Annotated in this window: 11 protein-coding genes; 1 reads left to right on the top strand and 10 read right to left on the bottom strand. The window is 71.2% G+C overall.

Features of this window, described 5'->3' with window-relative positions:
• From ACFVXG_RS30565 to ACFVXG_RS30535, 7 genes are all read right to left on the bottom strand, one after another.
• Nucleotides 1–777, bottom strand: coding sequence for an SAM-dependent methyltransferase (locus ACFVXG_RS30565; RefSeq protein WP_387932166.1), 777 nt, complete (start codon nt 775–777; stop codon nt 1–3).
• Nucleotides 778–916: 139 nt separating this feature from the next.
• Nucleotides 917–1,660 carry a hypothetical protein gene (locus tag ACFVXG_RS30560; protein ID WP_387931980.1) on the bottom strand — a complete coding sequence of 248 codons (744 nt, stop codon included), beginning with the start codon at nt 1,658–1,660 and terminating at the stop codon, nt 917–919.
• A gap of 219 nt (nt 1,661–1,879) precedes the next feature.
• A complete protein-coding gene (locus tag ACFVXG_RS30555; RefSeq protein WP_387931978.1) occupies nt 1,880–3,196 on the bottom strand; it encodes a nitrate/sulfonate/bicarbonate ABC transporter ATP-binding protein in 1,317 nt (438 codons plus the stop codon).
• Between the two features lie 28 nt (nt 3,197–3,224).
• On the bottom strand, nt 3,225–4,964 hold the full coding sequence (locus ACFVXG_RS30550; RefSeq protein ID WP_387931977.1) for an ABC transporter permease: 1,740 nt from the start codon (nt 4,962–4,964) through the stop codon (nt 3,225–3,227).
• Nucleotides 4,965–5,106: 142 nt separating this feature from the next.
• The gene (locus tag ACFVXG_RS30545) at nt 5,107–6,108 is read right to left on the bottom strand and encodes a DUF1648 domain-containing protein (RefSeq protein WP_387931975.1); all 1,002 of its coding nucleotides are present in this window, start codon (nt 6,106–6,108) and stop codon (nt 5,107–5,109) included.
• Entirely contained in the window at nt 6,105–6,452 is a 348-nt protein-coding gene (locus ACFVXG_RS30540; RefSeq protein WP_387931973.1) for a GntR family transcriptional regulator, read from the bottom strand. Before ACFVXG_RS30540 ends, ACFVXG_RS30545 begins: the two co-directional genes overlap by 4 nt.
• Before the next feature lie 106 nt (nt 6,453–6,558).
• Entirely contained in the window at nt 6,559–7,317 is a 759-nt protein-coding gene (locus ACFVXG_RS30535; RefSeq protein WP_387931971.1) for a maleylpyruvate isomerase family mycothiol-dependent enzyme, read from the bottom strand.
• A 203-nt stretch (nt 7,318–7,520) separates the two neighbouring features.
• Here ACFVXG_RS30535 and ACFVXG_RS30530 point away from each other — a divergent pair, with 203 nt between their 5' ends.
• Nucleotides 7,521–8,156 (top strand): 4'-phosphopantetheinyl transferase, encoded by a 636-nt coding sequence (locus ACFVXG_RS30530; RefSeq protein ID WP_387931969.1) that lies wholly within the window; start codon nt 7,521–7,523, stop codon nt 8,154–8,156.
• Here the strand turns inward: ACFVXG_RS30530 and sbnB are convergent.
• From sbnB to ACFVXG_RS30515, 3 genes are all read right to left on the bottom strand, one after another.
• Entirely contained in the window at nt 8,146–9,129 is a 984-nt protein-coding gene (gene sbnB / locus ACFVXG_RS30525) for a 2,3-diaminopropionate biosynthesis protein SbnB (RefSeq protein WP_387931967.1), read from the bottom strand. The two genes, ACFVXG_RS30530 and sbnB, sit on opposite strands and share 11 nt — an antisense overlap.
• The gene (gene sbnA, locus ACFVXG_RS30520) at nt 9,122–10,087 is read right to left on the bottom strand and encodes a 2,3-diaminopropionate biosynthesis protein SbnA (protein WP_387931965.1); all 966 of its coding nucleotides are present in this window, start codon (nt 10,085–10,087) and stop codon (nt 9,122–9,124) included. The genes sbnB and sbnA overlap by 8 nt, the downstream gene beginning before the upstream one ends.
• Before the next feature lie 79 nt (nt 10,088–10,166).
• Nucleotides 10,167–11,528, bottom strand: coding sequence for a cation:proton antiporter (locus ACFVXG_RS30515; RefSeq protein WP_387931963.1), 1,362 nt, complete (start codon nt 11,526–11,528; stop codon nt 10,167–10,169).
• Between the last annotated feature and the right edge of the window lie 150 nt (nt 11,529–11,678).

The following is an 11,678-nucleotide window of genomic DNA, read 5'->3' as shown; positions in this document are numbered from 1 at the left end:
TCAGTCCTTGACCGCCACGCCCGCGTACATCGCGATGTCCCGGTCGCGGATCGGCGGGGCGTCGGCGTCCGGCCGCCAGTGGTGGACCAGGGTGACGCCCGGGTCGAGCAGCCGGTAGCCGTCGAAGAAGGCCTCGGTCTCGGCCTTGTCGCGGATCTGCAGCGGGATGCCGCGGGCGTTGTACTCCCGGCCGACGCCGCCCACGCCGACCGGGTCGGTGTCGCCGGTGAACACGGTGAGGGCGAGGAAGCTGCCGGGCGCCAGCGTGTCCATGAAGCGGCGGACGATGCCCTGCGGGTCGTCCTCGTCCAGCACGAAGTGCACGATGGCGATCAGCGAGAGCGCCACCGGCTGCGAGAGGTCGAGCACCTCGCGCAGCCGGGGGTCGCCGATGATCGACTCCGGGTCGCGGAAGTCGGCGTCCACGTAACAGGTGCGGCCCTCGGGCGTGCTGGACATCAGGGCCCGCGCGTGGGTGAGCACGATCGGGTCGTTGTCCACGTAGCCGACCCGGGCCTCGGGGGCGATCGCCTGGGCGATCTCGTGCACGTTGGGGGAGGTGGGGATGCCGGTGCCGATGTCCAGGAACTGCCGCACCCCGTACTGCTCGGTGAGGTGGCGCACCGAGCGCTGCATGAAGTCGCGGGTGGTGCGCATGGAGGTCGGCAGCGCGGGCCAGGCCCGGACGGAGGCGTGCGCGGCCGTCCGGTCCGCCTCGAAGTTGGTCTTGCCGCCGATGAGGTAGTCGTAGACCCGCGCGGAGTGCGGCACGTCCATCCGCAGGTCGACCGAGGGGTACTGCTCGTCCGTCACGCTCTAGCTCCCCGTTGCTGTCCGGCATCCTTCACCGAACGCCACGGCGGCCGGCCCTGGTGCGCATGGTAACGGTTGCCCAGTGCGACAAGGTGACGATTGCTCAGGTCTGTGCCTCCGGACTCCGCACCCCGCCCCCGACCGCCTGCCGGGGCAGCGACCCGGCCCGCCCGCCGCGCCCGGCCGCCAGCTCCACCGCCGCACCGATCCAGGCCGCACCGAACGCCCAGGTCGCCACCCACTCGCACAGGTACACCGGCCGGACCGTCCAGTCCGCCCCGAAGCCCGACAGTCCCGTCACCACCGCCGCCAGCAGCGCGACCAGGATCAGCACCCCCGCCGCCAGGTACGCCGTGGCCACCCGGGCCGGCTGCGCCGAGCGCGGATTGCGGAAGGAGTACAGGCAGAACAGCGCCAGCATCACGAACAGCAGCCCGGCGCACACCAGATGGACCACCCCGACCGTGCGCTGCAGCCCGCTCGGATCCGGGGGCGTGGTCGGGCACAGCGCGACCCCGAGCGCGAACACCCCGGCCGCCGTACTCCACCGGTCGTCCCGCCGGTCCAGGCGGTAGCAGATCAGGAACACCCCGAGCGCGCACAGGGCGCCCACGAAGATGTTCCGGGTGCTGCCGTAGTACGCGGCACTCATCGACGCGGGCCAGTACCCGCCGGTGGCCCGCCCGGTGACCTCGTCCGCCAGCCAGTTGCCGAACGGCAGGGCCGGCGGCAGCAGCACGCCGATCGCCCCGACGCCGAAGCGCAGGAAGGTGACCGTCCGTTCGTCCTGGAGGCCTTCGCCTTGTGGTGGGTTCGTCGTTTCCTCGCTGCGCAGGTCGTCGCTCACGGACGCCTCCTCGCCTTCCGCACGGGCAGCACCGGCCCGCAGTCCTCCGGCCGCTGGGGAGTCGTGCGGGGCGGTGTCGACGGGGCGCCGCCGCACGGACGCGGCCGTCAACTGGTGTACCCGCAAAGGCGCAGGTCCCACCACCGGATCAGGTGGTTTGCGACGACGGCGAGTTGACGCGACCGCGCTGAAGCGACACCGCGCTACAGCGGCACCGCGCTACAGCGCCGCCTCGGCGCCGGGTTCGAGGGCGAACTCGGCGTCGTCCGCGTCGTAGTCGTAGAGCTCGCCGTAGCGGCCCCAGTCGATGGCGGTCTCCAACTGCCGTCGGGCGTCCTCGGTGTCGTAGCCGGCCCGCAGCAGGTCGAGGAAGAGGTCCTCGCGGAGCTTGTGGTTCGCGGTGGTGGCGAGGGCCTGGACGACGGCGCGGACCAGGGGGGCGCGGCGGGCGGCCTGGTGGGCGAACAGCTGCTTCCTGGTGAGGATGTCGGCGGTGGCGAACGCGCGGCCGTCCGGGGTGATGGCGAAGCGGCCGTCGGTGGTGCGGGCGAGGTCGAGCAGGACGGCGGCGTCGACCAGCGGGAGCAGGTCGTCGACCTCGAAGTTGAGTTCGTCGGCGATCTCGGCCAGGCCCTCCTCGCCGCCCATGGCGAGCAGGATCTCCAGCAGGCCGGCCAGCCCGCCGACGGTGGCGGGCGGCAGCGGGGTGGTGATCGGGGTGGCGGCCTGCCGGGCGGCGGGCTCGGCGGCGGGCTGCTCCTCGCGGCCGGTGAGGATGCCGTAGACGGTGTCGACCAGGGCCTCGAACTGGGGGGTGCGGCGGTCGCGCGGGCGGGGCAGGTCGACGGTCAGTTCGGAGCGGATCCGGCCGGGGTTGGAGGACAGCACGAGGATCCGGTCGGCCAGCAGCACCGCCTCCTCGATGTTGTGGGTGACGATCAGGATGGACTTGACCGGGGCGCCGCGGCCCTCCCACAGGCCGACCAGCTCGTTGCGCAGGTTCTCGGCGGTCAGCACGTCCAGGGCGGAGAACGGCTCGTCCATGAAGAGCGCGTCCGGTTCGACCACCAGCGCCCGGGCGAAGCCGACGCGCTGGCGCATCCCGCCGGACAGCTCCTTGGGGTAGGCACCCTCGAAGCCGTCCAGGCCGATCAGGTCGATCGCGCGCAGCGCCCGTTCGCGCCGCTCCTCCTCGTCCACCCCGCGCGCCTGGAGGCTGAGTTCGACGTTCTGCTGGACGGTCAGCCAGGGCAGCAGGGCGAAGGACTGGAACACCATGGCCACCCCGGGGTTGGCGGCCCGCAGCGGGGTGCCCCGGTAGGTGACCGTCCCGGAGGAGGGCGAGATCAGCCCGGCCAGGCAGCGCAGCAGGGTGGATTTGCCGGAGCCGGACTTGCCGAGCAGGGCGACGATCTCGCCCTCGGCCAGGTGCAGGCTGATGTCGTCCAGGACGGGCAGCGCCCGTCCGTCCGGGGTGGTGAAGGTCTTGGTGACGTCGGAGGCCTCGACGATCGTGGTGCGGGTGGCGGCGGTCATCGTGCGGGGTCTCCTCGGGTAGCGGGTCTCAGAGGGCGTAGCGGGTCTCGGAGAGCCGGTAGAGCCGGCGCCACAGCAGCCGGTTGAGCGCGACCACGTAGACGCTCATCACGCTCACCCCGACCAGGATCTTGGGGAAGGTGCCGGTGCCGGTGGCGTCGGCGATGTACGAGCCGAGCCCGGTGGCGGTCAGGTGGTGGGAGCCGTAGTCGACCACCTCGGCGACGATCGAGGCGTTCCAGGCGCCGCCGGCCGCGGTGATGCCGCCGGTGACGTAGTACGGGAAGACGGCCGGCAGGATGAAGGCCCGCCAGCGCAGCCGGCCCCGGACCTGGAAGCCGGTCATCGCCTCGCGCAGGTCGCTGGGGATCGCGGAGGCCCCGGCGATCACGTTGAACAGGATGTACCACTGGGCGCCGAGCGCCATCAGCAGCACCGAGCCGAGGTTCAGCGAGACGCCGAGGGCGACGAACGCGGCGGTGGCGAAGGGGAACAGGAAGTTGGCCGGGAAGCTGGCCAGCACCTGCACCACCGGTTGGGCGAAGCGGGTGACCTTGGGGTTCATGCCGATCCACACCCCGATCGGCACCCACACCACGGTGGACACCGCGAGCAGCACCAGCACCCGCCCGAAGGTGGCCGCGCCGAGCGCGAAGGCGTGGCCGAACTCGCCGAGGCCGACGGTGGTGTGGACGTAGTCGAAGGCCCGCCAGGCGCCGAAGACCACGACGGCGGCGACCGCGCCGGCGAAGAACACGTCCCCGGTGCGCTCCCGGGTGGCGGGCCGGGCGAGCGGGTGCTCGGCGAGGCCGAACACCCGGGTGGCCCGGTCCAGCGCGAACCCGACCGGCCGCAGCGGGCGGGCGGCCAGCTCCGGCAGGCTGGAGCGGCGCAGCAGGTCCAGGACGACGCTGCGCGGCCGGTCGGCGGCCTCCGACTCCTCCACCCGGAAGCGTTCGGACCAGGCCGTCATCGGCCGCCAGAACAGCACGTTGACGCCGATCACCATGACGACCATGACGCCGATCGCGATGCCGACCTGGTCGAGGTCGCCGTTGCCGATGGCGGTGGCCGCGTAGGAGCCGATGCCGGGCAGCGCGTAGCGGTGGTTGAGCACGCTGATCGACTCGGAGGCGGCGAGGAAGAACCAGGCCCCGCCGAAGCTCATCATCCCGTTCCAGACCAGCGGGATCATGCCGCTCGGCACGTCGAGGCGCCAGAACCGCTGCCACTTGGTCAGCCGCATCACCCGGGCCGCCTCGTCCAGTTCGCGCGGCTGGCTGACCAGCGAGTAGTAGAACGCGAAGGTCATGTTCCAGGCCATCGAGGTGAAGATGGCGAAGACCGACGCGCATTCGAGGCCGAGCGTGGAGCCGGGGAAGAGGTTGATGAAGGCGGTGACGGTGATCGACAGGAAGCCCAGGATCGGCACCGACTGGAGGATGTCCAGCACCGGCAGCAGCACCTTCTCGGCCCGCCGCATCCGGGCCGCGGCGATCGCGTAGACGAAGGTGAACAGCACCGAGGCGATCAGCGCGACGAACATCCGCAGCAGCGAGCGCACCGCGTAGAAGGGCAGCTCGGACGGGTCGGTGGAGACGGTGGCGGGGGCCTGGTCGGGCAGGAACGGGGCGTCCAGCGAGGGGGCGAGCCGCAGCAGTCCGTACAGTCCGGCGACCAGTGCGGCGGCGACCAGGACGTCCACCCAGCGCAGTTCGGGGCGGCGCCACACGCCGCGCGAGGGGAATCCGCCGCTGCCGCCGGGCACCCGCACCACCGTCCGTCCGCTCGTCCGCCGCGGCCCGGAGTCCGGTCACCGGTCCGGCCGCGCACCAGCCTCGCCGCAGACGGACCGGCCCGCCACCGGAGGCGGGCCGGTCGGTCCGCGGCGGTGTGGGCCGGTCGGCGGGTCAGCGGGTCGGGGCGTCCGCGCGGGCGATCAGGGCGTTGAGCAGGGCGGCCCCGCGCTCGGCGTCGTCGACGCTGACCGCGAAGTCCGTCCCGCGCTTGGTGCGGACCACCAGGCACTCGCCCCGGCGCAGGAACACCGTGGAGCCCCCGCGGTACGCCCGGTAGCCCCAGCCGCCGGCCTGGCGGGCGGTGAGCTGCTCGACCCGGGCCGAGACCAGCTCGCCGGGGGCGAGGTGCCGGGCGGGCAGGCCGAACGGGCCGAAGGCGACGTCCAGGCCGTGCGGGCTCACCCGCACCCGTACGGAGGAGCAGAGCAGGAGGACGACGGAGGACAGGCCGAACAGGACGATCCCCGGCCAGTCGGGCATGCCCAGGCCGCCGACCAGGGCCAGCAGGGCGCCGGCGGACAGCAGTCCGAAGAGCGCGGCGACCACCTGCATCCACGGGTTGGCCGCGGAGGAGAGCCAGACCAGCCGCTGGCCGGCCGGCAGGTCCAGCACCGGCGTGCCGGGTTCGGCCGGGGCGGTGGCGGCCGGCCGGGTGGCCAGCCAGGTCAGCACCCCGGCCGCGCCGGCGGCTACGATGATCAGGACCACCTCGATGCCCATCGGGGCGGCGTCCTGCCAGCGGGCGCGGTCCAGGTTGGCGTGCACGATGGAGGTCTGCGCCCCGGTCAGCAGCACGCCGGTGGCGGCCAGTACCGTCCCGTGGGCGCCCCGCCCCCGGCCGGGTCGGAAGCGCAGGGCGGCCCCGGTGCCGAGCGCGGTGAGCAGCCAGACGGCGGCCGGGAACAGCGAGGCCGCCGTCAGCGACATCGAACCGTCCGGGTCGCGCCCGCTCCAGTGGGTCGCCACCGGGTCGGGCAGCCGGTCGCCGGCGAGCTGCGGGAGCGCGAGCAGCAGCGCCAGTACGCCGAGTGTCCAGACCACCGCCCCCCACAGCGCCCCCCGGCGCACCGGCCGGCTTGAGTAGGGCTCTCCGGCCGGCTCTTCGTTCCTCACGACATCCCCCTGATCAGGTCCACGAGATCGTTCCTGCTGTAGCCGGCCTGGGCCGCGTCCGCGACCAACTGCCGTACCCGCTCGACCAGTTCGGTACGGGTGTCGGCGTCGGTGGCGATCGTGATGCCGCGGCCCCGGCGGAACTCCAGCACCCCCTCGTCGCGCAGGGCGCGCAGCCCGCGCAGGACGGTGTTGGTGTTCACCCCGAGGGCCCGGGAGAGCTCCCGGGCCGGTGGCAGTTTGTCGCCGGGGGCGCATTCGCCCTCCGCGACGGCCCGTCTGATCGCGCCCGCCACCTGCTCGTGCAGGGGGCGGGCGTCGCCAAGGTCCAGCTTCAGCAACATGGTGCTAGTGACGATAGCACCATTCGGTGGTGGTGCCAGTGCCGCTCGGGGTGCGGGTCGCTCGGGGCTCGGGGTTCGGGCCGGTCGGGGTTCGGGCCGGTCGGGGCTACTGTCCGATGAACTCGGACAGTCGGTAGAACTCGGCGGCGAGCTCGGCGCTCCCGCTGATGTCGATGGCGTCGAAGTCCAGCCGTCGCCACAGCCACAGGTTCAACCGCATCGGATCCGCGGAGAACGTGAGGTGCGGCTCCGTCCCGGCGGGGGCTTCGGTGATCCCGTCCGCCGCCACGGTGACGGACCGCTCGGAATCGCCGTAGACGAACTTCACCGCGACCCCCTCCAGGGAGCCCAGCTGGTCGCGGATCGCCGCGTTCCGCGCGACGGATTTGTGGATCAGCTTGGTGTCGATGAATTCGTTCACGCCGTCCGCGGCCAATGCGGAATCGATGGGACTGACCTCGAGGCCGAGTGCCAGTTCCGCGTCCACCCGATGGGTCATGACTTCATGGGCGAGCCGCCGCCGCCAGAATCCCACGGTATTGTCCAGGCCGACCCAGGTGACGGCGGGATCGGAGTCCTCGTGGCTCCTGAGGTCGTTCAGGATATCGGCCAGGGCGGTGTCGAAAGACTCGATCGGATCCTCGGACGACAGCCTGAGAGTGGGCTCCACCTCCTCGAAAGCGGCCCGGTCACTCCCGGCGTGAATGCAGGCGGACCGTTCGACGAACACGGTGGCGACGTGTTCGACGAGTGCCCTCATGTCCCACTCGCCGCAGCTGGGAACGGGCACGCCGAGATTCCCCACCGCGTGCGACCGGAGGAGTGCCGATTCCTCAACAATGTGCCTCATGAATTCGCTGACCATGCCGGGCAGTGTAACAGCGCCGTGCTAGGGTCGGAATGGGGTGTGCGGTGGAATTCGGGCTTCGCGCGGCGAATCGGAACACATGCCCCCAAGGGAATCGTCGGACGCTAGGAACAGAACCCATGGCCCCATCTTCGGGAAGCCCGATTGCGGGCCTCATTTCCCAGGTCCTGCCGGCCGGCGTCGCCGGAGTGGAATCGTGGGTGAATGGCCATGAGATCGAGCTGTTCCCCGCCGAGGAGGAATACATCGCCGGAGCCACCGCGTCCAGGCGCGGCGAATTCCGGGACGTCCGCTGGTGCGCCCGTCAGGCGCTGGGCTCGATGGGCGCGCCGGTCGGTCCGTTGGTCCCCACCGCGACCGGTGCGGAGTTCCTGGTCGGCTATCCGACCTGGCCGCCGGGGTACACCGGCTGTCTGACCCACTGCGACGGGTATCGGGCTGCCGCCGTCGCCGACACCGCCGACGCCCTCGCCCTGGGCATCGACGCCGAACCCCACGACCGTCTCCCCGGGCCGGCCTTGGGCAGGGTGGTCGGCCCCGAGGAACTGGATCTGCTCGCCGCACTGGACTCGGAACGCCCCGGAGTGGCCTGGGACCGGGTCCTGTTCAGTGCGAAGGAGAGCGTCTTCAAGGCCTGGTTCCCGCTGACCCGGCAGTGGTTCGACCTCCGGGACTGCGTGATATCCGTCGACCCGGCCGGCGGGGGCTTCACCGCGGCCCTGCGGCGGGGCTCGGCGGCGACCGCGACGCCCACCCGGCGCGCGATCCTCGGCCGGTGGGCGGTCGGCGGTCCCCGCTCAGGGGGTCACATCGTGACCTCGGCGGTCATCCGATGAACCTGTTGATGACGGTGGCCTTCCCCGTTTCGAGCGCCCGGTCCATCACGTGGCTGCCGACGGCGATGTCGAGCACGCCCAGCCCGAACGGGGAGAAGACGACCGGCTTTCCGTCCGGGAGCGCGACCGTCCCGTTCAGTAGACCGCCCAGCGTGCCGTGGATGAACTCCCTGCTACCGGTGGCCTGTTCGGCCAGGTGCGGGGAGGTGTTCGCCTTCAGGCAGTGCTCGACGTCGTCGACCAGGTTGGTCGACGCCAGGATGACCTCGGGCGGCAGGTCACGCAGCGAGATGTTGAGGACCACCTGGCCCGGTGCGAACCGGTGGTCGGCCGCCACGTACGGTTCGCCCGCGGTGGTCGCGAAGACCACCAGGTCGGCCTTCAAGGCCGTGTTGAGCCCGACCGGCGCGACGTCGAGACCGATCTCCGCACGCACCTGTTCCGCGAACCCCGTGACCCGCTCGTGGTCGAGGTCGTGGGCGACGACGTCGGCGATGTCGACCGTCGAGCTGTGCAGGTGGTCGAGGACGGTGGACGCGATCACCCCGGTGCCGACGACGCCCACCGTGATGCCGGTTCCCCGGCACAGCTGCTCCGCCGCGACCGCCGCCGACGCGGCCGTACGGGCGGCGCTGATGTGCGCGGACTCCAGGCACGCCAGTGGACGGCCGGTCTCGAAGTCGTTGAGGATCAGCACCGCGGACGCCCGCGGGATCCCGCGCGACAGGTTGTCCGGGAAGCTGGAGATCCACTTGATGCCCATCCGGTTGACCCCGGCCCCGATGTAGGCGGGCAGGGCGATGACCCGCGAGTCGGGCTTGTGCGGGAACCGGAGGAAGTAGCTGTCCGGGTTGATGGTGTCGCCGGCGTCGTGCAGGCGGTAGGTCGAGGCGACGATGTCCCGTACTTCCGCCTTGTCGCCGCGGAGGATGTCGGCGATGTCGGGGCCGGCGACGACGATGAAGTCAGACACTGCTGCGCTCCTTGATCAGGGTCGGGTGCTGGTTCAACCACTGCTCCGAGTAGAGGGTGGAGAGGTACTTGTCCCCCAGGTCGGGGGAGATGACGACGATCCGGGAGCCGGGGGGTATCTCGTCCCGCATCCTTCGCACCCCCGCGAGCACCGTGCCGGTCGAACCTCCGACGAGGAGTCCGTAGGTGCGGGCGACGTGGTGGCACTGGGCCACGCTCTCGTTCTCCGGCACGACCACCTTGTGGAAGCTGCCGTCGTCGGAGTAGATCTCCGGCAGCCGGCTGGCGCCGAGGCCGGGGATGTAGCGACGCTCGGAACGCCCCCCGAAGGTCACCGAGCCCTCGGAGTCGACTGCGACCACCTGGTGCGAGAGGCGGTTCTCGCGGCGGTACTCCAGACAGCCCATCAGCGTTCCCGACGTGCCGACGCCGACGAAGAGGTAGTCGATGGCGCCGAGTTCCCGGTCGATCGACCGGGCCGTGGTGTCCCTGTGGGCCTCCACGTTCGCCCGGCTCCGGTACTGGTTCAGCCACACCAGGTGCGGGTCGGCGTTCAGCATGTCGCCGACGAGGGCGATGCGCTGGTGGAGGAAGCCCCCGTTCGCGTCGGGTTCCTCGACGATGACGACGTCCGCCCCCAGGGCTTCCATCGCCAGCACCGCCGATTCGACCGTGTTCAGGTCGGAGACGATGGTCAGCGGGTAGCCCTTGATCGCGCAGACGACGCTGAGCGCGATCCCGAGGTTCCCCGAGGAGGACTCGACGATCCGGCTCGTGCCGGGGACCAGGGTCCCCGCCTTCTCGGCCTGTTCGACGAGGTTCACGGCGGCCTTGAACTTGATCGAGCTCGCGGGATTGAGCCCCTCGATCTTCAGGAAGACGTCCGAACCGGGCAGAAAGTCGGGGAGCGTCAGGAACACGTCGTCGTTGACGATTTCCGTCGCGTTCTGGTAGATCAACTGGACATCCTTCCAACAGCGTCTGCGGAGTGGAGGGCGGCCCGGAGCCCGATCGACCTCAACAACCCGAGGGGGCGGATCACTTGGCGGACAGGGCCGGCTCGCGCTCGGCGTCGAGGGGCTCCGAACCCTGGTCCGCGAGCGCTGCCTCGTCCGCCAGCATCCGCTTCTCCGCGTGCTCGGGCAGTGCCCAGCGGTAGAGCGGCGCGGCCAGGGCGCTGCTGATGAACGCGACCAGCACCAGCATGGAGAAGACCTCCTGACTGATCATCCCCTGGGCCAGGCCGATGTTGATGAAGATCAGGATCATCATGCCGCGGGCGTTCATCAGACCCCCGAGGGCGAGGGAGGTGCGCCAGGGGAGGCCGCTCCCGCGCATGGCCAGGCCGCAGCCGACGTACTTCCCGAACAGTCCCACGGCGAGGATGAGCAGGAAGGGACCGGTCGTGGCCCATCCGCCGAGCGCGTTCAGCTGGGTGTTCAGGCCGGAGAAGGCGAAGAAGATCGGGAGCAGGAGAACGCTGACGACATCCATCATCCGCTTCTGCAACGCCTCACGGAAGGCGGGGTTCCTCGGCATGGCGAGTCCGGCCACGAATCCGCCGAACACCGAGTAGACGCCGATGTAGTCCGTGAACAGCCCGGCCGCCAGCGTGATCCCGAGCACCAGGTACAACTGGTCGTGGCCGAACCTGCCGGTCCGCTCGACCCGGGCCCCGAGCGGCCGCAGCAGGCGGGCGACGCCGAGGAGCATGACCGCCACGAAGACGACGGTGAGGCCGATCGTCCGGAGGGCGCCCGCGCTGCCGGAGTTGGCGTGCACGGCCGAGAGCACGGCGAGGAAGCACCAGGCCGCGGCGTCGTCGAACGACGCGCCGAGCAGTGCCATCCGCCCCAGCGAGGTGTTCTGCAGGTTCCGCTCGTACAGGATGCGGGCCAGCATCGGCAGCGCGGTGATGGACAGGGCGCCGCCGATGAAGAGCGCGAACTCGAGGGTGCCCACTTCGGCGGTGGACAGCCGGTCGTGCAGCAGCCACCCGACACCCGCACCCATCAGTACGGACGGGACGATGCCGGAGACCGCCAGTAGACCGGCCCGCCTCGTCTCCCGGCGCGCGTTGCCGCCGCTGTGGTCGAAGCCCGCACCGACCAGGAACATGAACAGCATCAGGCCGATGGTGCTCAGCACGTAGAGGACGGGTTTGACCTCCTTCGGGAAGACGAACTGCTGCGCACCGGGGAACACGGCGCCGAACAGCGTCGGGCCGAGCAGTACACCGGAGACCATCTCCCCGAGCACTCGGGGCTGCTTCACCAGGACCGCCAGGCGACCGCACGCCCAGGAGGCGGCCATGATGACGATGATCGCCGGGAGGACCTTGAGGAGCAGCTCGAGGTTCTTGTCCGTGACCGCCGCAGCGATCTGAACGGATCTGGACATACCTATCCCCACGTCGGAATTGCCTGTCGTTCTCGGTCCCGGCCGGGGGGGGGGGGGGCGCCCGGCCCCCCGCCCGGGGGGGGGGGCCGGCGGGGGCCGCGGCCGGACAGGGAGTCCGTGTCCACCCCCGCGAGAACCAACACGGCGGGG

The sequence above is a fragment of the Kitasatospora sp. NPDC058162 genome, assembly GCF_042884005.1.
GTDB lineage: Bacteria > Actinomycetota > Actinomycetes > Streptomycetales > Streptomycetaceae > Kitasatospora.
Note: the sequence above shows the minus strand (reverse complement) of the source record. Positions and strands in the feature narration are given on the sequence as shown.